At 57.3% G+C, this 24,421-nt stretch carries 21 protein-coding genes; 11 read left to right on the top strand and 10 right to left on the bottom strand.

Translation table 11 applies throughout. The features are described from left to right. Positions 1 to 15: 15 nt before the first annotated feature. Positions 16 to 1,656 carry a phosphoglucomutase (alpha-D-glucose-1,6-bisphosphate-dependent) gene (pgm, locus tag V4835_RS17350; protein ID WP_032649535.1) on the top strand — a complete coding sequence of 547 codons (1,641 nt, stop codon included), beginning with the start codon at positions 16 to 18 and terminating at the stop codon, positions 1,654 to 1,656. Positions 1,657 to 1,745: 89 nt separating this feature from the next. Here pgm and potE read toward each other — a convergent pair whose 3' ends face one another. The 9 genes from potE to kdpF all read right to left on the bottom strand — a co-directional run bounded on the left by potE (position 1,746) and on the right by kdpF (position 13,678). Beyond that, complete coding sequence (gene potE / locus V4835_RS17345; protein ID WP_331413002.1) at positions 1,746 to 3,059, bottom strand: putrescine-ornithine antiporter; 1,314 nt, start codon at positions 3,057 to 3,059, stop codon at positions 1,746 to 1,748. Then, positions 3,056 to 5,254 (bottom strand): ornithine decarboxylase SpeF, encoded by a 2,199-nt coding sequence (speF, locus tag V4835_RS17340; protein WP_331413000.1) that lies wholly within the window; start codon positions 5,252 to 5,254, stop codon positions 3,056 to 3,058. The genes potE and speF overlap by 4 nt, the downstream gene beginning before the upstream one ends. 254 nt (positions 5,255 to 5,508) lie before the next feature. Next, positions 5,509 to 5,613 (bottom strand): leader peptide SpeFL, encoded by a 105-nt coding sequence (gene speFL, locus V4835_RS17335; RefSeq protein ID WP_003858645.1) that lies wholly within the window; start codon positions 5,611 to 5,613, stop codon positions 5,509 to 5,511. Positions 5,614 to 5,892: 279 nt separating this feature from the next. After that, positions 5,893 to 6,570 carry a two-component system response regulator KdpE gene (gene kdpE, locus V4835_RS17330; RefSeq protein ID WP_024908812.1) on the bottom strand — a complete coding sequence of 226 codons (678 nt, stop codon included), beginning with the start codon at positions 6,568 to 6,570 and terminating at the stop codon, positions 5,893 to 5,895. Further along, positions 6,567 to 9,254 (bottom strand): two-component system sensor histidine kinase KdpD, encoded by a 2,688-nt coding sequence (gene kdpD, locus V4835_RS17325; RefSeq protein WP_063143164.1) that lies wholly within the window; start codon positions 9,252 to 9,254, stop codon positions 6,567 to 6,569. Before kdpD ends, kdpE begins: the two co-directional genes overlap by 4 nt. Continuing rightward, complete coding sequence (gene kdpC / locus V4835_RS17320; RefSeq protein WP_331412997.1) at positions 9,255 to 9,830, bottom strand: potassium-transporting ATPase subunit KdpC; 576 nt, start codon at positions 9,828 to 9,830, stop codon at positions 9,255 to 9,257. Between the two features lie 12 nt (positions 9,831 to 9,842). After that, complete coding sequence (kdpB, locus tag V4835_RS17315; protein WP_198886491.1) at positions 9,843 to 11,891, bottom strand: potassium-transporting ATPase subunit KdpB; 2,049 nt, start codon at positions 11,889 to 11,891, stop codon at positions 9,843 to 9,845. Between the two features lie 18 nt (positions 11,892 to 11,909). Continuing rightward, positions 11,910 to 13,589, bottom strand: coding sequence for a potassium-transporting ATPase subunit KdpA (kdpA, locus tag V4835_RS17310; protein ID WP_063143162.1), 1,680 nt, complete (start codon positions 13,587 to 13,589; stop codon positions 11,910 to 11,912). After that, positions 13,589 to 13,678: a K(+)-transporting ATPase subunit F gene (gene kdpF / locus V4835_RS17305; RefSeq protein WP_014069365.1), complete on the bottom strand. Its 90-nt coding sequence runs from the start codon at positions 13,676 to 13,678 to the stop codon at positions 13,589 to 13,591. Before kdpF ends, kdpA begins: the two co-directional genes overlap by 1 nt. A 308-nt stretch (positions 13,679 to 13,986) precedes the next feature. Between kdpF and V4835_RS17300 the strand changes: the two genes are divergently transcribed. The 7 genes from V4835_RS17300 to nei all read left to right on the top strand — a co-directional run bounded on the left by V4835_RS17300 (position 13,987) and on the right by nei (position 19,885). After that, positions 13,987 to 14,193 carry a YbfA family protein gene (locus V4835_RS17300; protein WP_014069366.1) on the top strand — a complete coding sequence of 69 codons (207 nt, stop codon included), beginning with the start codon at positions 13,987 to 13,989 and terminating at the stop codon, positions 14,191 to 14,193. Positions 14,194 to 14,584: 391 nt separating this feature from the next. Beyond that, the gene (phrB, locus tag V4835_RS17295) at positions 14,585 to 15,997 is read left to right on the top strand and encodes a deoxyribodipyrimidine photo-lyase (RefSeq protein WP_331412995.1); all 1,413 of its coding nucleotides are present in this window, start codon (positions 14,585 to 14,587) and stop codon (positions 15,995 to 15,997) included. Positions 15,998 to 16,007: 10 nt separating this feature from the next. Then, a complete protein-coding gene (locus V4835_RS17290; RefSeq protein WP_331412994.1) occupies positions 16,008 to 16,751 on the top strand; it encodes a type 2 GTP cyclohydrolase I in 744 nt (247 codons plus the stop codon). Between the two features lie 14 nt (positions 16,752 to 16,765). Further along, complete coding sequence (pxpB, locus tag V4835_RS17285; protein ID WP_331412993.1) at positions 16,766 to 17,422, top strand: 5-oxoprolinase subunit PxpB; 657 nt, start codon at positions 16,766 to 16,768, stop codon at positions 17,420 to 17,422. Next, positions 17,416 to 18,348: a 5-oxoprolinase subunit PxpC gene (gene pxpC / locus V4835_RS17280; protein WP_331412992.1), complete on the top strand. Its 933-nt coding sequence runs from the start codon at positions 17,416 to 17,418 to the stop codon at positions 18,346 to 18,348. Before pxpB ends, pxpC begins: the two co-directional genes overlap by 7 nt. After that, positions 18,335 to 19,075, top strand: coding sequence for a 5-oxoprolinase subunit PxpA (gene pxpA / locus V4835_RS17275; RefSeq protein WP_331412991.1), 741 nt, complete (start codon positions 18,335 to 18,337; stop codon positions 19,073 to 19,075). Before pxpC ends, pxpA begins: the two co-directional genes overlap by 14 nt. 18 nt (positions 19,076 to 19,093) lie before the next feature. Next, positions 19,094 to 19,885, top strand: a complete 792-nt coding sequence (gene nei / locus V4835_RS17270; RefSeq protein WP_063143155.1) for an endonuclease VIII — start codon at positions 19,094 to 19,096, stop codon at positions 19,883 to 19,885. Positions 19,886 to 19,985: 100 nt separating this feature from the next. Here nei and V4835_RS17265 read toward each other — a convergent pair whose 3' ends face one another. Continuing rightward, positions 19,986 to 21,269 (bottom strand): citrate synthase, encoded by a 1,284-nt coding sequence (locus tag V4835_RS17265; RefSeq protein WP_063143154.1) that lies wholly within the window; start codon positions 21,267 to 21,269, stop codon positions 19,986 to 19,988. A gap of 639 nt (positions 21,270 to 21,908) precedes the next feature. On the opposite strand from V4835_RS17265, the gene sdhC reads away from it, so the two are divergent. From sdhC to sdhA, 3 genes are read left to right on the top strand one after another with little or no spacing between them, the layout of a single operon-like run. Then, positions 21,909 to 22,313, top strand: coding sequence for a succinate dehydrogenase cytochrome b556 subunit (sdhC, locus tag V4835_RS17260; protein ID WP_020684965.1), 405 nt, complete (start codon positions 21,909 to 21,911; stop codon positions 22,311 to 22,313). Beyond that, on the top strand, positions 22,307 to 22,654 hold the full coding sequence (gene sdhD, locus V4835_RS17255; protein ID WP_008501088.1) for a succinate dehydrogenase membrane anchor subunit: 348 nt from the start codon (positions 22,307 to 22,309) through the stop codon (positions 22,652 to 22,654). The genes sdhC and sdhD overlap by 7 nt, the downstream gene beginning before the upstream one ends. Next, entirely contained in the window at positions 22,654 to 24,420 is a 1,767-nt protein-coding gene (gene sdhA, locus V4835_RS17250; RefSeq protein WP_014883036.1) for a succinate dehydrogenase flavoprotein subunit, read from the top strand. Before sdhD ends, sdhA begins: the two co-directional genes overlap by 1 nt. The last annotated feature ends 1 nt before the right edge of the window (position 24,421 follow it).

Genomic DNA, 24,421 nt, shown 5'->3' with positions numbered 1-24,421 from the left:
CAGAAGGACCCGGTAATGGCAAATCACAGCCGTGCAGGCCAACCTGCACAACAAAGCGATTTGATTAACGTCGCTCAGCTGACCGCGCAGTATTACGTGCTGAAACCGGTCGTGGGCAACGCAGAACACGCAGTGAAGTTTGGTACATCCGGTCACCGCGGCAGCGCGGCGCGCCACAGCTTTAACGAACCGCACATTCTGGCCATTGCTCAGGCCATTGCGGAAGAGCGCGCTAAAAACGGCGTTACCGGTCCGTGCTACGTGGGGAAAGATACCCATGCCCTGTCTGAACCGGCGTTCATCTCTGTGGTGGAAGTGCTGGCGGCAAACGGCGTCGACGTGATTGTTCAGGAAAACAACGGCTTCACCCCAACGCCTGCCGTCTCTAACGCCATCCTGGTGCACAACAAAAAAGGTGGCGCGCTGGCTGACGGTATCGTTATCACGCCATCCCACAACCCGCCGGAAGACGGTGGTATCAAATACAACCCGCCTAACGGTGGCCCGGCAGACACGAACGTCACCAAAGTGGTGGAAGATCGTGCTAACGCCTTGCTGGCTGACGGCCTGAAAGGCGTGAAGCGCATTTCTCTGGATGCGGCTATGGCGTCCGGTCACGTGAAAGAGCAGGATCTGGTTCAGCCGTTCGTAGAAGGGCTGGCGGATATCGTTGATATGGCGGCCATCCAGAAAGCCGGCCTGAAGCTGGGCGTGGATCCGCTGGGCGGCTCCGGTATCGAATACTGGAAACGTATCGCCGAGCATTACAAGCTGGATCTGACCATCGTGAACGATCACGTCGATCAGACCTTCCGCTTTATGCATCTGGACAAAGACGGCGCGATCCGTATGGACTGCTCCTCCGAATGCGCGATGGCGGGCCTGCTGGCGCTGCGCGATAAATTCGATCTGGCGTTTGCTAACGACCCGGATTATGACCGTCACGGTATCGTCACCCCTGCCGGGCTGATGAACCCGAACCACTATCTGGCGGTCGCGATTAACTACCTGTTCCAGCACCGTCCGCAGTGGGGCAAAGAGGTGGCTGTCGGTAAAACGCTGGTTTCCTCCGCGATGATCGACCGCGTGGTCGAGGCGCTGGGCCGCAAGCTGGTGGAAGTGCCGGTAGGCTTCAAATGGTTCGTTGACGGTCTGCACGACGGCAGCTTCGGTTTTGGTGGTGAAGAGAGCGCGGGGGCATCTTTCCTGCGCTTCGACGGCACGCCATGGTCAACCGATAAAGACGGCATCATCATGTGCCTGCTGGCGGCGGAAATCACCGCGGTTACCGGTAAGAACCCGCAGGAACATTACAATGACCTGGCGGCACGCTTTGGTGCACCAAGCTATAACCGTATTCAGGCTAGCGCGACGTCAGCTCAGAAAGCGGCCCTGTCCAAACTCTCTCCGGAGATGGTCAGCGCAAGCACCCTGGCGGGCGATCCGATCACTGCCCGTCTGACGGCGGCACCGGGCAACGGCGCATCCATTGGTGGTCTGAAAGTGATGACCGAAAACGGCTGGTTCGCCGCGCGTCCATCCGGTACGGAAGATGCGTATAAAATCTATTGCGAAAGCTTCCTCGGCGCTGAACATCGTCAGCAGATTGAGAAAGAAGCGGTAGAGATTGTCAGCGAAGTGCTGAAAAACGCATAAGTGCGGTTTGTGTGCCGGGCGGCACTGCGTTTGCCCGGCCTACAACAGCGATCGTAGGCCCGGTAAGCGCTAGCGCCACCGGGCTTTTTTTAACTATGCTTATTCTTCAATTCAAATCTCGGCGATACCAGACCGTACAGCGTCCAGCCCATAAAGGTCACCATCGCTCCGTAGAGCATCGCTTCCTGACCGGATGAGTAGAGCGCATAGAAGCTGTAGATTGCCCCAATCAGCGCCACGATATTGGCCGCACGCGCTTTGCGTGGATCCACCTTCGCCACCTTCTGAATGATCACCAGCGCCGCCATCGACAGAATATACGGAATGATATTCGTCACTACCGCCAGGTTGACCAGCACGTTGAACTGGCTGTTCAGCGACGGGCTAATGGTCATCAGCGACAATCCACTCTGGAAGATGACAATCGCCAGCATCCCCTGCACCGGTGCATCGGCTTTGCTCACGCGGGAGAAGATTTTTGGGAAGTAACCTTCATCAGCCGAGGATTTAAACACCTGTGCGATGGTGAACTGCCAGCCGAGCAGCGAGCCGCAGCAGGACATGACCATCAGACCCATGATCACTTTCCCGACTTCCGGGGTGAACATCTGCGCAAAGGCCAGCCCGAACGGTGCCGTGGAGTTAGCCAGATCCATATTCGGTACGATGCCCGCAATCACGTTAGTCGAGACGATATAGATAACCGCCGCGCCCAGCGTGCCGCCGAGGACCGCAATCGGTACGTTCTTTTCCGGATTCTCCACCACTTCCGCATTCGCGCAGGCGGATTCCAGACCCAGGAAGGCCCATAGCGTCATGGCGATGGATGACCCAACAGCGGTAAAGAACGGCACGTGGTGCGGGTTCCAGGAATTCGCATACAGCGTCGGGCTGAACCAGAACCAGCCGATGATGTACAGGCCGACAACCGGGATAATCACGCCCCAGACGGTGATGCTGGAGAGCTGCCCGGTGATACGCGCGCCGCCAAAGTTAGCCACGGTGCAGATCCACAGAACCCCGATGGTCGCCAGCCCAATTTGTACCGGGCTGAGCGTCGCGCCAAACAGCTCCGTACCGTAACCCACGGCGGAGATGGCAATCGCCACGTTGGCGATCAGCAGCGACACGCCGTAGGTATAGTTGGCCATAAAGTTGCCCGACTTGCCAAAGGCGTATTCGGCGTAGCCGCCCATGCCGCCTGACTTACGGCTGAACATCCCGCACTTGGCAAACGCCCACGCCAGCGCCATTGAACCGACTGCCGTCACCAGCCAGGAGATGATAGAGATGGTACCCACCTCTGCCAGCTTGGTGGGCAGCATGATAATCCCGGAGCCCATCATGTTCACCATGGTGAGGATGGTCAGCTGCACCACGCCCATCTTATTGGACTTACTCATAATTTCTCTCCTTTCAGCAGCGCGGGCTGAGCGGCGGGTTGTTTGATGACGTTGCAGCGAACCTGTTTGCGCCCCTCACACTCTTCGACGTACACACCCTGCAGCTCCGGCGCGAAGCCCGGCAGAAGGTTGATGCCTTCTTCCAGCGCGGCAAAGTAGCGCAGCACGGAACCGCCCCAGACTTCCCCTGGGACAACACACAGCACCCCTGGCGGATAAGGGAGCGCGCCTTCGGCGGCGATGCGGCCTTCCGCGTCGCGCAGGGAGACCAGCTCAACTTCACCGCGCAGATAGGCGTAGTTCGCGTCCTGCGGGTTCATCATCACGCGTGGGAAGTGAGACTTGCGGAACATCTCTTTCTGCAGCTGTTTCACGTTGTGGCGGGCGTACAGATCATGCATTTCCTGGCAGATCTGGCGCAGGGTGTAATCCGCGTAACGTTCCGGATGCTGTTTGTAGAGAGAAGGCAGGACGTCTTTCAGCGGAACATCGCTCTCGAGCAGTTTTTCGAAGCGCACCAGCTGCGCCACCAGCTGTTGCAGTTTGCCCATATCTTCCGCAGGCGTGAGCAGGAACAGGATCGAGTTGAGGTCGCATTTCTCCGGCACGATGCCGTTTTCACGCAGGAAGTTGGCAAGGATAGTGGCGGGCACGCCGAAGTCCTCATACTCCCCGGTGCGGGCGTTGATGCCCGGCGTGGTCAGCAGGAGCTTGCACGGGTCGATAAAATACTGATGCTCAGCGTAGCCTTCAAAAGCGTGCCAGTTTTCACCCGGTACGAAGTGGAAGAAGCGCAGATCGGTCGCAATCTCCGCCGTGTCCCAGCTTTCCCACGGGCGGCCATCCACCGTCTCCGGCACGAAGGGGCGCAGATACCGGCAGTTCTCCAGGATTAGCTTGCGCGCTTCGATACCGTTCACCACGCAGTCCATCCACATGTTGCGGCCGCTCTGGCCCTCATGCATACGGGCGTTGATGTCCAGCGCAGCGAACAGCGGATAAAACGGGCTGGTGGAGGCGTGCATCATAAAGGCATTATTCAGCCGCTTATGCGGGACATAGCGCTGTTGCCCTTTGATATGGCTGTCTTTCTTATGGATTTGCGAGGTCTGCGAGAAGCCGGCCTGCTGTTTATGCACGGACTGAGTGACCAGGATCCCCGGATCGTTTTCGTTCAGCTCCAGCAACAGCGGAGAGCAGTCGGCCATCATCGGAATAAACTGCTCGTAACCCACCCATGCTGAATCAAACAAGATGTAATCACACAGGTGCCCAATCTTATCCACTACCTGACGGGCGTTATAAATGGTGCCATCGTAGGTACCCAGCTGGATCACCGCCAGACGGAACGGACGCGCATCGCGTGTTCGGCCAGGCGCCACCTCTGTCACCAGCTCGCGCAGATAACGTTCTTCAAAGCAGTGGGCGTCAATGCCGCCAATAAAGCCGTACGGGTTGCGCGCGGTTTCCAGATAGACCGGCGTTGCGCCAGCCTGGAGGAGGGCTCCGTGATGGTTAGATTTGTGGTTGTTACGATCGAACAGCACCAGGTCGCCCGGGGTGAGCAGGGCGTTAAGCACCACTTTGTTGGATGACGAGGTGCCATTCAGCACGAAGTAGGTCTTATCGGCATTAAAGACTTTTGCCGCATGCTGCTGGGCAATGCATGGCGCGCCCTCGTGGATCAGCAGATCGCCCATCGCCACGTCGGCGTTGCACAGATCGGAGCGGAAAAGCGTCTCACCAAAGAAATCGACAAACTGATTACCGGCAGGATGGCGGCGGAAGAACTGGCCACCCTGATGCCCCGGGCAGTCAAACGCGCTGTTGCCCTGCTTCACATAGTCGACAAGCGCGCGGAAAAACGGCGGGCGCAGCTGGGTTTCATACTTCTGGGCTGCCGCTTCCAGCTGGCGTCCATAAAAATCATTGCTGGTGTCTGAATACTCAAATACGCCATGAATGCGCGATAAATAGTCTGCCGGGATGAACTCTTCTTTGTGCGTCGCGACAAATACAGGAATGCCAAAACCGGTGGCTTCTATTTCGTCCAGGATACCGCTGGCAATATCCGTGACCGCCAGAACAATGGCAGCAACATCAATATAATCAGACGCGCGGACATCCACCAGTTCACGCTGGGTAGTAAAGCAATCCGGACATGCACGGCTGGCTGCGATTTTTAAACTTTTCATCTTTCTCTCTTTATTTTAGGTAATAAGCGTCCCTCGATTTCTTGCAAGAAAGAAATCGATAATTTTCCGGAAAAAAAGCAAAGGGTGGCCGCTGATTAAAATCAGTGAATTGCTTTTTTGATGATAGAAATTCAGTCCGCCCGGTGCGGATGAGTCTGAATCAACATGAATGAGCGCACGAGATCACAGGCAATAGCCTGTAAGATAAGGTGTTTCAGGATAACCTGTAGGCGAGTGCGCCAGAAGTCGAAGGACTACCGGGCATTAAAGAGATGAAAGTCAAAGCAGTTTCGGTGGGCAAACATCATGATGTGTGTTGTCCGCCTTATATGGGGCATTAAGCGATTGTTGTTTTCCATGTTTCATTTTCCTTTCAGTAATTGAAAGCATGGTCATTTTATCCAGGAAAAGCCGATTAACCGTGAGGTAGATCACCGTTAACCGATCAAACCAGAAATAAATATTCGTTTTAAATGAATATCGCAGATCAAAATTCTGATTTGTTGATGATGCGTTAATGGGTTGTGTTATTAATGTTTTAAATGAGCGGAAATAACCCGGAAAAATAACGCATGGGTTATTTGTGAAATATTTTCTGAGGGGTTTCGTTTTTATTTAAAAATAAAATGAATAGTTATTCAAAGCATAAACCGATAACCGATACCGGTTTCAGTTAATAAATGGCGAGGACGAGCGGGGTCGACTTCGAGTTTCTGACGAAGATGTCCCATATATATGCGTAAATAATGACTATGTTCAACAGCGTTGGGTCCCCACACCTGGCTTAACAGCTGGCGTTGGGTGAGTACCTTGCCGTGGTTGTTGAGCAGTACGGCGAGCAGGCGAAATTCTATTGGCGTGAGATGAATCTCCTCATCGCCGCGCACAATGCGCCGCGCGGCCAGGTCAACCCGGATATCCCCAAACGTGTAGGTGGGGTCAGCAGGCGTGGTTGCGCTGTGGCGACGCAGCGCGACGCGAAGGCGAGCCTGCAGTTCGCCGATACCAAAAGGTTTAATCAGATAGTCATCCGCACCGGCATCCAGCGCCGCGATTTTATCCGTCTCTTCAGTACGGGCGGAGAGCACGAGGATTGGCATCTGGCTCCACTGACGCACTTCCCGGATAAAGTCGATGCCGTCACCGTCCGGTAGACCAAGATCGAGGATCACCAGGTCCGGCTTGCGGGTAGCGGCTTCAATTAAACCCCGCTGAAGCGTACCCGCATCATGAACGCGCAGACCGTCTCCTTCCAGCGCAGCGCGCAGAAAACGGCTAATGGCGATCTCATCTTCAACAATCAGAACGTTGATCACAAATCCTCTGGTAATTCATTAAGTTCTGGCGGGGTTTCCAGAGGAAGTGTAACACAAAACCGCGCGCCGCCTTCCGGACGATTCTCTGCTGAAATGGACCCACCGTGGACGTCAACGATCGCCTGGCAAATGGCCAGCCCCAACCCGACGCCCGGAATGGCCGACTCCTTATTGCCGCGCGCGAATTTTTCGAAAATAGCCAACTCCTGCCCGGCAGGAATGCCCGGCCCGGTGTCCCAGACGTCAAGGCGAAGCGTGCCATCGTCCACCGTCGCATCCACCCCAATTTGAGCGTTGGTACCCGCATATTTGCCGGCATTTTCCAGCAGGTTGATCAGCACCCGCTCAAACAGCGGGCCATCGACGTGAATTAACGTCAGGGGCTCGGGCATGTTCAGCGCGATATGTCGCCCACCCAGACCGGGTTCGAGCATTTTCAGGGCGCTGCCCACCACCTCTTCAATCGTGAGCCACTCTTTTTTGAGGTTAAAACCGCCTGACTGGATACGCGCCATATCGAGCAGGTTATTCACCAGGCGCGTGGTGTTCAGCACGTGCTGGCGGATCTCGCTGGCCTGAAGGGCGTGTTTAGAGCCTTCCGCCGCCAGGTCCAGCGTCAGGATTTCCGACTGACCAAACAGGACGGTGAGCGGGGTTCGCAGATCGTGAGAGAGCGCCGCCAGCAGCGAGTTACGTATGCTTTCACGCTCGCTCGCCAGCCGGGCCTGCTCTTCGCTGGCGGTGAGGGACAGTCGTTCCAGCGCGCTGGCAACCAGCAGCGTAAAGGTCTCCAGCAGCCGCTGCTGTTCGGGGATCATCAGCTGGCGCAGGTTGGAGGGCTCAACAATCACCAGCCCCTGATTTTTATCGGCACTGCGCAGCGGCAGAATTTGATAGGGCACGCCGGGCAGGGTGTCGGTGCCTGCGCCCGCAGGCAGCCCTTTATCAAAGCTCCAGCGCGCGATGGCCTCGTCCCAGGGCGTCATGCCTGAGGCCGACGTCAGCGGGCGCAGCCTGCCGTGTTCGTCCGGGAGTAAAATCAGGTTGCTGGCATGAAACGTCGAGCGAATAAACTGCTCGCTGGTCTGCACAATATCCAGCGGCGTGCGGCCCACCGCCAGCGATTTCGACATCTCATAGAGATGGCGCGTGCGCTGCTCGCGATAGCGGGCGATACGCGCCTGATAGCGAACGCCCGCCGTCAGGTTACCAATAACCAGCCCGACGGTGAGCATCACGCCAAAGGTGAGAATGTACTGCACGTCCGAAACCGCCAGCGTGCCGCGCGGGGCAATAAAGAAAAGATCGAAGCTGATGACGTTGATGACGGTCGCAAGTACCGACGGCCAGCGTCCGTAAAAGAGCGCCACCACCACCACGCCGAGCAGGTAAATCATCACCAGGTTGGCCGCGTCGAAGGCAAACAGCCACTGGCTGGCAATCATGGTGATCAGGGCACAGAGCACGACGGCAACAAGACAGCCGCGAATTTGCATACGCCATTTATCACCAAACGCCCGCGCGTCCGGTGTGCGGGAGGGCAGGAGCGTGGGTTTGTCGTCCAGCGCCACGATCACCAGATCCAGATCCGGTGCCCGGCGGGCCAGTTTGTCAGCAAACGATTCGCGGCTAAACCAGCGGCGATGCTGGCGACGGCCAATCACGATTTTCCCCAGATTGTGCTCACGGGCGTAGCGCAGAATGGCTTTATCTTCCTGAGGATCGGAAAGGGTGGCGGTTTCGGCACCCAGCTCCTGCGCCAGGCGAAGCGAACTCAGAATAGCGCGGCGCTGGTTTTCTGGCAGCGCGTGCAGCTGCGGCGTTTCGACATAGACCGCATGCCAGACGCTGCCAAATTTGGCCGCCAGGCGAGCGGCGGTGCGGACAAGCTTTTCATTGCCGCTGCCGTGGCCCACGCACAGCAGGATGGCGTCCCGGGTATGCCAGACGCGTTCCTGTCCCTGTAAGTCGCGCCAGGCGCGCATCTGATCGTCCACCCGGTCGGCGGTTCGCCGCAGGGCCAGTTCGCGCAGGGCAATCAGGTTGCCTTTACGGAAGAAATGTTCGATGGCGCGCTCGGCCTGGCCGGCGATATAGACTTTGCCTTCGTGCAGGCGCTGGCGTAAATCATCGGGAGGCAGGTCAACCAGCACCACCTCGTCCGCGGAATCAAAGAAGGGATCGGGCACCGTCTCGCGCACCTGAATGCCGGTCACGCCGCTCACCACGTCGTTCAGGCTTTCGAGATGCTGAACGTTAACCGTCGTGAAAACGTCGATGCCGGCTTCAAGCAGCTCTTCAACATCCTGCCAGCGCTTCGGGTGGCGTGAGCCTGGCGCATTGCTGTGCGCCAGTTCGTCCATCAGGATAAGGGCGGGACGGCGGGCGAGGGCGGCATCAAGATCGAATTCGGTAACTAACCGACCGCGGTGGCTGATGCGCCGGGGCGGCTGGGTAGCCAGCCCCTTCAGCAGCGATGCCGTCTCTTTACGTCCGTGGGTTTCAACCACGCCAATCAAAATATCGAGCCCCTGCGCCCGAAGCCGCTGGGCTTCCGTCAGCATGGCGAAGGTTTTCCCGACGCCTGCGCAGGCGCCAAAGAAAATTTTCAGTTTGCCGCGATGGGCTTCAGCCGTCTGTTCAAGCAGCCTGTCCGGATCCGGGCGCATGGGCTCGTCGGTCATTTAGTTTTTCCTTAGCGCGTCCAGCGCCAGATTCAGCTCAACAATATTCACCACGGGCATGCCGATGAAGCTGACCAGCGGCTTTTGCGTGTGCTCGGCAACCAGCTGGCTAACCTGTTCTACCGTCAGCTGACGGGCCGCGGCGACGCGCGGGATTTGCCAGGCCGCTGCTGCCGGGGTCAGGCTGTAGTCCAGCCCGCTGGCCGAGGCGGTCACCAGCTCTACGGGAACGTCACGGCTGGCCTGTGGATTGGCGGCGCGCAGGGCTGCCACGCGCACGGCAACGGCTTTATCCAGCTCAGGGTTGCTGCCCGCCAGGTTGCTGCCGCCGGATGCCATCGGATTATACGGGCTTTCGGCAGTGGCGGAAGGGCGTCCCTGGAAGTAACGGGCATCCGTAAAGTTCTGGCCAATCAGACGCGAACCGCGGTTTTCACCGCTTTGCATAATCAGCGAGCCGTTGGCCCGATCCTTAAACCACCACTGGCCCAGCGCGGTGGTCACCAGCGGATACAGCCCGCCGGTAATAAGAGACAGCAGAATAAACAGAAGTATAGCGGGGCGTAACATCGTCATTTGATTCACCTTTTAAACCAGGCCAAACAGCGTCAACAGCAGGTCGATAACCTTGATACCAATGAAAGGCACCACCAGCCCGCCCAGGCCGTAAATCCACAGGTTGCGGCGCAGCATGGCGGCGGCCGTGAGCGGCTTATAGCTCACGCCTTTCAGCGCCAGCGGGATCAGGAAGACAATAATCAGGGCGTTAAAAATCACTGCGCTGAGAATGGCCGATGCCGGGGAGTGCAGGTGCATCACGTTCAGGGCGTTTAATTGCGGATAGGTCGCAGCAAACGCGGCCGGAATGATGGCGAAATATTTCGCCACGTCGTTAGCGATGCTGAACGTGGTCAGCGACCCGCGCGTCATCAGCATCTGCTTGCCGATGTGCACCACTTCAATCAGCTTGGTCGGGTTAGAGTCGAGGTCGACCATGTTGCCCGCCTCTTTTGCCGCCTGGGTACCGGAGTTCATTGCCACCGCCACGTCGGCCTGCGCCAGGGCAGGCGCATCGTTGGTACCGTCACCCGTCATCGCCACCAGACGGCCTTCCGCCTGATACTGACGAATCAGCGCCAGCTTCGCTTCCGGTGTGGCTTCAGAAAGAAAATCATCCACTCCCGCTTCGGCGGCAATCGCCGCGGCGGTAAGACGGTTATCCCCGGTGATCATCACCGTTTTGATCCCCATTTTACGCAGTTGGGCAAAGCGCTCCTTGATGCCGCCCTTGACGATATCCTTCAGGGCAATCACCCCCAGGACGCGCGCGCCCTCGGCTACCACCAGCGGCGTCGCCCCCTGTCGGGCCACGCTCTCGACCAGGCTGTCCACTTCCGGTGGGAAGTGGCCGTTATTGGCCTCAATGTGGCGACGGATGGCGTCAACAGAGCCTTTACGGATCATGCGATCCTGAATGTTAATGCCGCTCATGCGGGTTTGCGCCGTGAAGGGCACGAAAGTGGCGTGCAGGCTCTGAACGTCGCGCTGGCGCAGGTTAAAGCGCTGCTTGGCGAGGATCACGATACTGCGGCCTTCCGGGGTTTCATCGGCAAGCGAGGAGAGCTGTGCCGCATCTGCCAGCGTTTTTTCATCCACGCCCGGGGCGGGTAAGAAATCTGACGCCTGGCGGTTACCGAGGGTAATGGTCCCGGTTTTATCCAGCAGTAAGACATCCACGTCACCGGCGGCTTCCACCGCACGTCCGCTGGTGGCGATGACGTTGGCACCGAGCATACGGCTCATGCCGGCCACGCCGATGGCTGACAGCAGGCCACCAATGGTGGTTGGGATCAGGCAGACCAGCAGCGCCACCAGCACCGTGATGGTGACCGCGGTGCCGCCGTAGGCGGAGAACGGCCACAGCGTCGCGGTTGCCAGCAGGAAGACGATGGTCAGGGCCACCAGCAGGATGGTCAGGGCAATTTCGTTCGGCGTTTTACGGCGCTGCGCGCCTTCCACCATGGCGATCATCCGGTCGAGGAACGTTTCCCCCGGGTTAACGCTGCACTGGATCACCAGCCAGTCGGAGAGAATGCGCGTCCCGCCCGTCACGGAGGCGAAATCGCCGCCGGATTCACGGATCACCGGCGCGGATTCCCCGGTAATGGCGCTTTCATCCACCGAGGCGCCCCCTTCAATGACTTCCCCGTCGCAAGGGATAATGTCACCGGCTTCCACCAGCACCACATCGCCTTTACGCAGTTCATCCGCCGGAACGTGGTCCATCTGCGCGCCGTATTTCGGCTCGCGCAGCTTGCGCGCGAAGGCGGTTTTTTTCACCCCTTTCAGGCTGTTGGCCTGGGCTTTACTCCGGCCTTCCGCCAGCGCTTCCGCAAAGTTGGCGAACAGCACGGTAAACCACAGCCACAGGCTGATGGCGCCGGTAAACATCGCATTCCCCGGCATGTGGCCCGTTCCCATGGCAATCGCCAGGGCGGTGGTCAGTACGCTTCCCGCCCAGACAATAAACATCACCGGGTTGTGCCACTGCACGCGCGGGCTCAGCTTTTTCACCGCATCCATGAGCGCCTGGCGAACTAATGACGGTTCGAACAGGGCCAGTTGTTTACGACTCATGACAATTTCTCCGCAAAATCAGCGTAAAGAGAGGTATTCCGCGACCGGGCCTAACGCGAGGGCGGGGATAAAGGTCAGGGCGCCGACCAGTAACACGGTGCCCGTCAGCAGGCCAATAAACAGCGCGCCGTGGGTCGGTAATGTCCCGGTGGTGGTCGGTTGAATTTTTTTATTCACCAGCGATCCGGCAATCGCCATAACCGGCACAATGATCCCGAAGCGACCCACAAACATGCAGAACGCCAGCAGGCAGTTCCAGAACGGTGAGTTGGCGCTCAAGCCTGCAAAGGCGCTGCCGTTGTTGTTGGCGGCAGAGGAGACGGCATACAGCACTTCACTAAAACCGTGAATGCCGGGGTTAAAGATGCCGCTGCGTCCGGCCTCGGTCATCAGCGCCAGCGCGGTGCCGAGCAGCACAAGCGCCGGGGTGACCAGAATCGCCAGCGCGGTTAATTTCATCTCGCGAACGTCGATTTTTTTACCGAGGTATTCCGGGGTGCGGCCAATCATCAAACCGGCAATAAACACCGCCAGCAGCACGAACAGCAGCATGCCGTACAGACCCGAGCCCACGCCGCCAAACACTACCTCGCCAATCTGCATCAGCCACATCGGGATCATGCCACCCAGCGCCGTAAAGGAATCGTGCATGGCGTTGACTGCCCCGCACGAGGCTGCCGTGGTGACCACCGCATACAGGCTGCTGGCGAGAATGCCAAAGCGGCTCTCTTTACCTTCCATGTTGATTGCGCTATCGGCACCCAGCGAGAGGAAGTGAGGATTACCCTGCCACTCGGCCCACATCACCAGCGCGGCGCAGACCACAAAGATAAGCGACATCGTCCAGAGCAGGGTGCGGCCCTGACGGCGATCGTTGACCACGTCGCCAAAGGCAAAGCAGAGCGCGGCGGGGATCAGGAAAATCGCCAGCATCTGCACGAAATTGGTCAACGCGGTAGGGTTTTCAAACGGATGCGACGAGTTGGCGTTGAAGAAGCCCCCGCCATTCGTCCCGAGCATTTTGATGGCTTCCTGTGACGCCACTGGCCCCATCGGCAGGAGCTGTTTTGCCCCTTCCAGCGAGGTATACGGCGCGTAAGGCATCAGGTTTTGCAGGGTGCCCTGCTGAATAAAGAACAGCGCGATCAGCAGCGCAATCGGCAGCAGGATCCACAGCGTAATGCGCGTCAGATCCACCCACGCGTTACCGAGCGTACTCACCTTCTGGCGCGCAAACGCACGCGTCAGCGCGAAGATCACCGCAATACCGCTCGCGGCAGAGAGGAAGTTCTGCACGGTTAACCCGACCATCTGGCTGAAGTAGCTGAGCGTGGTTTCGCCGGAATAGGACTGCCAGTTAGTGTTGGAGACAAAGCTGACCGCCGTGTTCAGCGCAAGATGCCAGGACAGGCCCGGTAACTGTTGCGGGTTCAGCGGCAGGATGCCCTGCAACATCAGCATGGCAAAAAGCGCAACGAGCCCAACGATATTCAGCAGCAGAATGGCGAGCAGATACTCACGCCAGTTCATCTCCCGATCGTCTATTCCCAGTACGCGCCAGATCCCTTTTTCAACGCTTCCCGTGCCGGGCAGGGGGACGTTGTTGATCAATCGTGCCAGTCCTGTTCCCAGTGGTCTTGCCAGAACGAACAGTACCACTAAGAAGCTGGCAATAAGCAGAAACGCCTGAGCAGCCATCAGAAGGCCTCCGCATTAATCAGGGCATAGACCAGATAACCCAATAACAGGAACACCAGCACGATGCCGGCAATAAGACCTGCACTCACAATCCACCTCCGGGTGACTTTCGTTGTTGTACTAACGGTAGGATTTCCGGCGCAAAGATTTCGCAAAAATGGGGAGGGCGGGTGTAAAAAAAGTATAAAAATGGCAAAGCCCACAATTTAACTATTGATAAGTAAATCGTTAACTTTTTTGTAACTTAATTACGGCGTGAATGTAAATATTCACTAAATGGATAAAAATAAGTGGTCGGATGAGTAGTAAAATTACAAACAAAGCGATATTATTTTAGCCAGGTCACAGATTTTGAATTTTCCGGATGACGTTTCCGGCCAACTATAGGGGAGAAAATATGGATCTTTATAAAGAGTATCCGGCTCATATCGTGTTCATGCGTCGCACTTTCGCCGTAGTGGCTGGCGTGCTGGCTCTGCCGGTGATGCTGTTCTGGAAAGATCGAGCACGTTTTTACAGCTATCTGCACCGCGTCTGGGCGAAAACCAGCGAGAAGCCGGTGTGGATGGATCAGGCCGAGAAAGCGACCTGCGATTTCTACTGATACGAAGACTACACATCGCAATAAAAAAACCGCCAACAGCAATGTGGCGGTTTTTTTGTCCCTCGGGATTCGCGGTCCGTTAGGGGGCTTCAGGCCCTCGTCAGAGGTTACAGGGATATATTTAGCCCTCTATCTTGCCGGGTGACGCTGCGCTTACCCGGCCTACACAGTGCAGAGATATCAATGCATTGCATGTTTCATTGTAGGCCCGTGCAAGCGTAGCGCCGCCGGGCAAAACGCACAACAAGCACTTTGTTAGCAGTCTGTATGGCCGCCCTGGCGGCCTTTTTTATTTCATCCCGTCTACACTTCATGGCAAAGTAGTTCAATGCATGCTTTTTCCTTTTACGGCATGCCCTTATGGACATAATGGACAATTGCCTGGAGTTTTATGCCCACCCATCTGGTTTGGTTTCGCGCGGACCTGCGCGTACATGACAACATGGCACTCGCGGCGGCCTGTCGCGCCAAAGACGCTAACGTACTGGCTCTGTTTATAGCCACGCCCGAGCAGTGGCGGCAGCACGATATGGCCCCCCGCCAGGCGGCCTTGCTGCGTGCGTATCTGACCGACCTGCAGCACTCGCTCGCCGGAAAAGGCATACCGCTTCTCTATAAAGAGGTGAGTGATTTTGCCGCACAGCTGCAGACGGTGCAGGAGATCTGTAAGCAGCACAACGTCACGCGTCTTTTTTACAACTATCAGTACGAATTCAACGAGCAGCAGCGCGACCGTCAGCTGGAGAAGATGCTGGAAGAGGTGGTCTGCGAAGGGTTTGATGACAGCGTGATGCTGGCACCGGGCAGCGTGATGACCGGCAGCCGCGAGATGTATAAAGTTTTTACGCCGTTCAAAAATGCCTTTATCAAACGTCTGAAAGAGGCGCTGCCGGAGTGCGTTGCCGCGCCTGCCGTGAGAGGCGAAGCCATAAAAGACCTTCCTGAACTGACGTTTGATTACCCTCAGCAGCCGTTTGATGAAACGCTGTTCCCCGCCGACGAGAAAGCGGCTATCGCCCAACTGCGCCAGTTCTGCAAACAGGACGCGGCCTGGTACGACGCGCGTCGGGATTTTCCCGCCATCGAGGGCACCAGCCGCCTGTCGGCCTGTCTGGCGCTGGGCGCGATCTCTCCTCGCCAGTGTTTACATCGCCTGCTGGCGGAGCAGCCGCAGGCGCTGGAGGGGGGCGCAGGGTCCGTCTGGCTGAATGAACTGATCTGGCGCGAGTTCTACCGCCATCTGATGACGTATCACCCTGATTTATGTAAACATCGTCCCTTCATCAACTGGACGGAGAAGGTGGCGTGGCAAACGAACGATCGGCTGCTGAAAGCCTGGCAAACAGGGCAAACGGGTTACCCGATAGTCGATGCCGCCATGCGTCAGCTTAACGAGACGGGGTGGATGCACAACCGCCTGCGGATGATTACCGCCAGCTTTCTGGTGAAGGATCTGCTTATCGACTGGCGTATCGGAGAGCGCTATTTTATCTCTCAGCTGATCGATGGCGATCTCGCGGCGAATAACGGCGGCTGGCAGTGGGCGGCCTCTACCGGCACCGATGCCGCGCCCTATTTCCGGATTTTTAATCCGACCACTCAGGGACAAAAATTTGATGCAGACGGCGAGTTTATTCGCCGCTGGGTGCCTGAGCTTAACGGTATACCTGCTAAAGCGATCCACGAACCGTGGGCATGGGCGGATAAACAGCGTGTAAAGCTGGATTACCCTCGTCCGGTTGTCGACCATAAACAGGCGCGTGTCGCCACGCTGGCGGCGTACGAAGCTGCCCGCAAAGCATAAGAGAGTGATGATGAAAAACAGCGAACTGGAAAGCCTGATTAACGAAAAACTGAACAGCACGTCCTTCAGCGATTACGGCCCGAACGGGCTCCAGGTTGAGGGGCGCGAGACGGTGCAAAAAATTATCACCGGCGTGACGGCAAGCCAGGCGCTGCTGGACGAGGCTGTTCGTCAGGACGCCGACGCGGTGATTGTCCATCACGGTTACTTCTGGAAAAACGAATCGCCGATTATTCGCGGGATGAAGCGCAACCGCCTGAAAACGCTGCTGGCAAATGACATCAACCTGTACGGTTACCACCTGCCGCTGGATGCGCACCCGGAGCTCGGCAACAACGTCCAGCTGGCGCAGCTACTGGGCATTACCGTGATGGGCGAAATTGAGCCGCTGGTGCCGTGGGGCGAACTGGCGATGCCGGTTCCGGGGCTGGAGCTGGCCTCGTGGATTGAAGCGCGCCTGGGGCGTCGTCCGCTGTGGAGCGGCGATACCGGTCCGGATACGGTGAAGCGTGTTGCCTGGTGTACCGGGGGCGGTCAGGGCTTTATCGACAGCGCCGCGCGTTTCGGCGTCGATGCTTTTATCACCGGCGAGGTTTCCGAGCAGACCATTCATTCGGCGCGTGAACAGGGACTGCATTTTTACGCGGCAGGCCATCATGCCACCGAGCGCGGCGGCATTCGCGCCCTCAGCGAGTGGCTGATGGAAAATACCGATCTGGATGTGACCTTTATTGATATCCCTAATCCTGCCTGATGAGAGGTGCCTGAGTGCAGCGAGCGCGTTGTTATCTTCTGGGAGAAACGGCAGTGGTTCTGGAGCTGGAGCCGCCGGTGACCCTTGCCACGCAAAAGCGTATCTGGCGGCTAACACAGCGTCTGGTCGAACTACCGGAGGTGGTTGAAGCCATTCCGGGGATGAATAACATCACCGTGGTGCTGCGTAGCCCGCATACGCTGGCGCTGGATGCCATCGAACGTTTGCAGCGCTGGTGGGAAGAGAGTGAGGCGCTTGAGCCGGAATCGCGTGCCATTGAGATCCCGGTCGTTTATGGCGGTGCGGGGGGGCCGGATCTCGGCGTGGTGGCAGACCACTGTGGATTAACGGAAAAGCAGGTTGTTGAGCTGCACAGCTCGGTGGACTACGTGGTCTGGTTCCTGGGGTTTCAGCCCGGATTCCCGTATCTGGGGGGATTATCCCCTCAGCTGCATACGCCACGCCGTGCCGAACCGCGCCTCAGCGTACCGGCGGGGACGGTGGCTATCGGCGGCGAGCAGACCGGCGTTTATCCGCTGACATCGCCCGGCGGCTGGCAGCTTATTGGGCATACCGCCACACCGTTATTTGACCCGGGACTGGAGACGCCAATACTCCTGCGTCCCGGCGATACCCTTCGCTTTATCCCGCAGAAGGAGGGGGTATGTTAACGCTTATTCGCGCCGGGCTTTATACCTCCGTACAGGATGCGGGCCGCTTTGGTATGCGCCAGTCTGGCGTGAGCTATTGTGGCGCGCTGGACAGGCCTGCGCTGGAGATTGCTAACGTGCTGGTGGGCAACCCCGGCAATATGGCCGCGCTCGAAATTACGCTCGGCCAGTGCGTCATTGAGTTTAGTCAGGAGACCTGGTTTGCCTTAACCGGCGCAGGGTGTGATGCGACGCTGGATGGCAAAGCGGTGTGGACCGGCTGGCGGCTGCGGGCGAAAGCCGGACAGCGTCTGACCTTAAAGCGTCCTTTGCACGGTGTGCGTAGCTATCTCGCGGTGGCGGGGGGCATCGACGTGCCGGAGGTGCTGGGCTCGTCCAGTACCGATCAGAAAGCCGGGATCGGCGGTCACGAAGGGCGTCTGCTGCGCGACGGCGATCGGCTGGCAATCAAGCCCTCCGCGCGCCATTTCTCCACCACGCAGGGCGTAAAACAGCTGCTGTGGGGAAACAAGATCCGCGCCTTACCGGGGCCGGAATATCATGAGTTTGACGAGGCTTCTAAAGAGTCCTTCTGGCGCTCGCCGTGGAAGCTCAGCCCGCAGAGTAACCGTATGGGCTACCGCCTGCAGGGGCAGCCGCTGACCCGCACGACTGACCGGGAACTGCTCTCCCACGGGTTATTGCCGGGGGTCATTCAGGTGCCGGGCAACGGTCAGCCCATCGTGTTAATGAACGACGCGCAGACAACGGGCGGTTACCCGCGAATTGCCTGCATCATTGAAGCCGATCGCTACCATCTGGCGCAAATTCCCCTCGGACAGCCGATTCACTTCGTGCAGTGTTCGCTGGAGGAGGCGCTTAAGGCGCGACAGGATCAGCAGCGTTATCTCGAACAGCTGGCGTGGAGGCTTGATGGTAAAGATTGATTTGAATGCCGATCTGGGGGAGGGCGGCAGCGCCGATTTGGCGCTGATGACGCTGGTCACCTCGGTCAACATCGCCTGTGGCTTTCACGCGGGCGATGCGCAAACCATGCTGGAGAGCGTGCGTAATGCCATCAAAAACGGCGTCGCGATAGGCGCTCATCCGAGCTTCCCCGACCGGGAAAACTTTGGCCGCACGGCGATGGATCTGCCGCCGGAGACGGTCTACGCTCAGGTGCTCTACCAGATCGGCGCGCTGGAGGCGATGGTGCGCGCCGAGAAGGGCGTGCTGCGCCACGTGAAGCCGCACGGCATGCTTTATAACCAGGCGGCGAAAGATCCGGCGCTGGCGGAGGCGATTGCCCGCGCGGTGCGGGACTGTAATCCACAGCTGATTCTGGTAGGCCTTGCGGGCAGCGAGCTGATTCGTGCTGGAGAACGGCTGGGCCTGACCACCCGTCAGGAAGTGTTTGCCGATCGGGGCTACATGCCGGACGGCAGCCTGGTTCCACGTGCGCTGGCCGGGGCGCTGATTACCGACGAAGCTAAAGCGCTGGCGCAGACGCTGGAAATGGTGCGCGTCGGGCGGGTGACCGCCGTGGACGGAACACCGGCAAACGTTCAGGCCGATACGGTATGTTTACACGGTGACGGCGAGCATGCGCTCCAGTTCGCGCGCCGCTTGCGGGCGGCGTTCTCTGAAGAGGGCATTCTGGTCAGCGCAGAATAATCATGAAAGGACAATAACATGCCAGAAGGTCCGGAGATCCGCCGCGCGGCGGATAGCCTGGAGGCGGCGATAAAGGGCAAACCGTTGACGGATGTCTGGTTTGCTTTTCCTCAGCTAAAACCGTTTGAATCACAGCTGGTGGGGCAGACGGTGACCCATATTGAAACGCGCGGCAAGGCCTTGCTTACGCACTTTTCCCATAACCTGACGTTATATAGCCATAACCAGCTTTACGGCGTCTGGCGAGTGGTGGAGGCGGACGAGCAGCCGCAAACTACCCGCGTGCTGCGCGTCAGGCTGCAAACGGCGGATAAAGCAATCCTGCTTTACAGCGCGTCGGATATCGAAATGTTAACGCCGGAGCAGCTGCTGACGCACCCGTTTCTGCAGCGGGTCGGGCCGGACGTGCTGGACATGCGCCTGACGGCGAGCGACGTGAAGGCCCGGCTGTTATCACCTAAATTCCGTAACCGACAGTTTTCCGGCCTGTTCCTCGACCAGGCCTTTCTGGCCGGGCTGGGTAACTACCTTCGGGTAGAAATTCTGTGGGAAGTGGGGCTGGCACCGCAGCATAAGGCGTCTCAGCTGAATGATGAACAGCTGGAGGCGCTATCCCACGCGCTGCTGGATATTCCGCGGCTGTCGTACACCACGCGCGGCGTGGTGGATGAGAACAAGCATCACGGGGCGCTGTTCCGCTTTAAGGTGTTTCATCGGGCGGGGAAAAAGTGCGAGCGATGCGGCGGGATTATCGACAGGATTATGCTCTCTTCGAGACCCTTTTACTGGTGCCCGCACTGCCAGAAATAAAAGTAAAACGGTAACCCTTGGGTTACCGTTTTTAAGGTTTTCTCCCTCTCCCTGTGGGGAGAGGGCCGGGGTGAGGGCATCAGGCCGCACCCAACTCCTGTTAGCGCTTAATATCAGACTTAAAATCACGCTGCTCGTAGCCGGTATACAGCTGACGAGGACGGGCGATTTTCATGCCTTCGCTGTGCATTTCGTTCCAGTGCGCAATCCAGCCTACGGTACGGGCCATGGCGAAGATTACGGTGAACATGGAAGACGGAATGCCCATCGCTTTCAGAATAATGCCAGAGTAGAAATCGACGTTCGGGTAGAGTTTCTTCTCGATGAAGTACGGGTCGTTCAGCGCGATGTGTTCCAGCTCCATCGCCACTTCCAGCAGGTCATCTTTGGTACCCAGCTCTTTCAGCACTTCGTGGCAGGTCTCACGCATAACGGTGGCGCGCGGGTCGTAGTTTTTATAAACACGGTGACCGAAGCCCATCAGGCGGAAGGAGTCATTCTTGTCTTTCGCGCGACGCACGAACTCAGGAATGTGCTCAACGGTGCTGATCTCTTCCAGCATCTTCAGTGCCGCTTCGTTCGCGCCGCCGTGCGCCGGTCCCCACAGGGAGGCGATGCCCGCAGCGATACAGGCGAACGGGTTCGCGCCTGAAGAGCCCGCTGTACGGACGGTAGAGGTAGATGCGTTCTGTTCGTGGTCAGCGTGCAGGATCAGAATACGGTCCATTGCGCGTTCCAGCACTGGGTTCACTTCGTACTCTTCGCACGGCGTGGAGAACATCATGCGCAGGAAGTTACCCGCGTAGGAGAGGTCGTTGCGCGGATACACAAACGGCTGGCCGATGGAGTATTTGTAGCACATCGCCGCCATGGTAGGCATTTTGGACAGCAGGCGGAACGCCGCGATATCACGGTGACGCGGGTTATTCACGTCAAGGGAGTCGTGGTAGAACGCCGCCAGCGCACCGGTAATCCCGCACATCACCGCCATTGGGTGAGAGTCACGACGGAACGCATGGAACAGACGGGTAATCTGCTCATGGATCATGGTGTGACGGGTCACGGTGGTTTTGAATTCATCGTACTGTGCCTGCGTCGGTTTTTCGCCGTTCAGCAGGATGTAGCACACTTCCAGATAGTTGGATTCGGTGGCTAACTGATCGATGGGGAAGCCGCGATGGAGCAGGATACCTTCGTCACCGTCAATGTAGGTGATTTTGGATTCGCAAGATGCGGTAGAGGTAAATCCAGGGTCAAAGGTGAACACACCTTTAGAACCCAGCGTACGGATATCAATAACATCCTGACCGAGCGTGCCTTTTAGCACATCCAGTTCAACAGCAGTGTCACCATTTAGGGTGAGCGTTGCCTTTGTATCAGCCATTTACGGTCTCCTTAGCGCCTTATGCTTAAGACTGCGCTTCACCGGATTTGCTTTCAGCTGTTAATCACCGTTACCAGATTGTTATTTGGCTTACCGCTCAGCTCACGAGGACAAACCAGGGTACAGAGCTATGGCGCCTTGCAGGTAAACGAATGAAATATCAGTGAAACAACAGCAAATCAGCGTTTTTGCAGTCCGAATTATTCAAACCTGTATATCACTAATAACTGTCCTGATAACTTCGGTCAATACCATCACACTGTTACATAACTATTTGTCAGGTGAAAGTGAGACCTCATAACTTTTGCGCATTATATGCCTTTTCTGCTGACGTTTGTAACAATATTGTTTAACATTTGTCAAATCAGATGATTAAAAATTAAAAAGATGTTGTTATCGTGACCCTGATCACTGTTCCAGAGAAAACCCGACAAACTGTATGTAGGTTAATTGTAATGATTTTGTGAACGGCCTATACTGCCGCCAGGTCTCCGGAACACCCTGCAATCCCGAGCCACCCAGCGTTGTAACGTGTCGTTTTAGCATTTGGAAGCAATGTTTTGCATGACGCGCAGTTATAGAAAAGGAACGCTGCTTGACCCGCATCGCAGTCCGGAGGAAGGAAACAATAAGAACAGCATGTGGGCGTTATTCATGATAAGAAATGTGAAAAAACAAAGACCTGTCAATCTGGATCTCAAAACGATCCGGTTCCCTGTAACAGCAATAGCGTCCATTCTGCACCGTGTTTCTGGTGTGATTACGTTTGTGGCGGTCGGTATTTTACTGTGGTTACTGGGCACCAGCCTCTCTTCCCCTGAAGGATTCCTCCAGGCCTCTGCCATCATGAACAGCTTCTTCGTGAAATTCATCATGTGGGGCATTCTGACCGCGCTGGCGTACCACGTTGTTGTGGGTGTTCGCCATATGCTGATGGACTTTGGCTACCTGGAAGAAACGTTCGAAGCCGGGAAACGCTCCGCTAACATTTCATTTGTGATTACAGTCGTGCTTTCACTTCTCGCAGGAGTTCTCGTATGGTAAGCAACGCCTCCGCATTAGGACGCAACGGCGTACATGACTTCATCCTGGTCCGTGCTACCGCCATCGTTCTCACGCTTTACATCATCTATATGATTGGTTTCTTCGCGACCAGCGGCACGCTGACGTGGGAAATCTGGAGTGGGTTCTTCGGCTCCGCCTTCACCAAAGTGTTCACCCTGCTGGCTCTGTTCTCCATCCTTATTCATGCCTGGATTGGCATGTGGCAGGTGTTGACCGATTACGTTAAACCGCTGGCGATTCGCCTCCCGCTGCAGCTGGCCATTGTTGTTGCACTGGTGGTTTACGTTATTTATGGATTCGTTGTGGTGTGGGGTGTGTAATGAAACTGCCAGTCAGAGAATTTGATGCTGTTGTGATTGGTGCCGGTGGCGCAGGTATGCGTGCCGCACTGCAAATTTCCCAGAGCGGCCAGACCTGTGCGCTGCTCTCTAAAGTGTTCCCGACCCGTTCCCACACCGTGTCTGCGCAGGGCGGTATCACCGTTGCGCTGGGTAACTCCCATGAAGACAACTGGGAATGGCACATGTATGACACGGTAAAAGGTTCCGACTACATCGGCGACCAGGATGCCATCGAATATATGTGTAAAACCGGCCCGGAAGCGATTCTGGAGCTGGACCATATGGGTCTGCCGTTCTCCCGTCTGGAAAATGGCACTATCTATCAGCGTCCGTTTGGCGGCCAGTCGAAAAACTTCGGCGGCGAGCAGGCGGCACGTACCGCGGCGGCGGCTGACCGTACCGGTCACGCACTGCTGCATACCCTGTATCAGCAGAACCTGAAAAACCACACCACCATCTTCTCCGAGTGGTATGCGCTGGATCTGGTGAAAAACGCCGATGGCGCAGTCGTCGGCTGTACCGCGCTGTGCATCGAAACCGGTGAAGTGGTTTACTTCAAAGCCCGCGCTACCGTGCTGGCGACCGGCGGCGCAGGCCGTATCTATCAGTCCACCACCAACGCCCACATCAACACCGGTGACGGTGTCGGTATGGCTATCCGCGCGGGCGTGCCGGTGCAGGATATGGAAATGTGGCAGTTCCACCCAACCGGTATCGCCGGTGCGGGCGTTCTGGTGACGGAAGGCTGTCGCGGTGAAGGTGGTTACCTGCTGAACAAGCACGGCGAGCGCTTCATGGAGCGTTATGCCCCGAATGCGAAAGACCTGGCGGGTCGTGACGTGGTGGCGCGTTCCATCATGATCGAAATCCGTGAAGGCCGCGGCTGTGACGGCCCATGGGGTCCACACGCGAAGCTGAAGCTCGACCATCTGGGTAAAGAAGTGCTGGAATCCCGTCTGCCGGGCATCCTGGAACTGTCCCGCACCTTCGCACACGTCGACCCGGTGAAAGAGCCGATTCCGGTTATTCCAACCTGCCACTACATGATGGGCGGTATTCCGACCAAAGTGACCGGTCAGGCGCTGACCGTGAACGAGCAGGGCGAAGACGTTGTCATTCCTGGCCTGTTCGCGGTGGGCGAAATTGCCTGCGTATCCGTACACGGCGCAAACCGTCTGGGCGGCAACTCTCTGCTGGACCTGGTGGTGTTTGGTCGTGCAGTGGGTCTGCATCTGCAGGAATCCATTGCCGAGCAGGGCGCGCTGCGTGATGCAACCGACGACGAAATTGATGCCTCTCTTGAGCGCCTCAACCGCTGGAACGGCAACCGTAACGGCGAAGATCCGGTGGAAATCCGTAAAGCGCTGCAGGAATGTATGCAGCACAACTTCTCGGTATTCCGCGAAGGTGACGCGATGGCGAAAGGTCTTGAGCAGCTGAAAGCGATCCGCGAGCGTCTGAAAAATGCCCGTCTGGACGACACCTCCAGCGAGTTCAACACCCAGCGCGTTGAGTGCCTGGAGCTGGATAACCTGATGGAAACCGCGTTCGCGACCGCGATGTCGGCAAACTTCCGCACCGAAAGCCGTGGCGCGCATAGCCGCTTCGACTTCCCGGATCGTGATGACGAAAACTGGCTGTGCCATTCCCTGTATCTGCCAGAGTCGGAATCCATGACGCGTCGTAGCGTCAATATGGAACCGAAACTGCGTCCGGCGTTCCCGCCGAAGATTCGTACTTACTAAT

The sequence above is a fragment of the Enterobacter cloacae complex sp. CARB60 genome, assembly GCF_036487345.1.
GTDB classification, from domain to species: domain Bacteria; phylum Pseudomonadota; class Gammaproteobacteria; order Enterobacterales; family Enterobacteriaceae; genus Enterobacter; species Enterobacter asburiae_D.
Note: the sequence above shows the minus strand (reverse complement) of the source record. Positions and strands in the feature narration are given on the sequence as shown.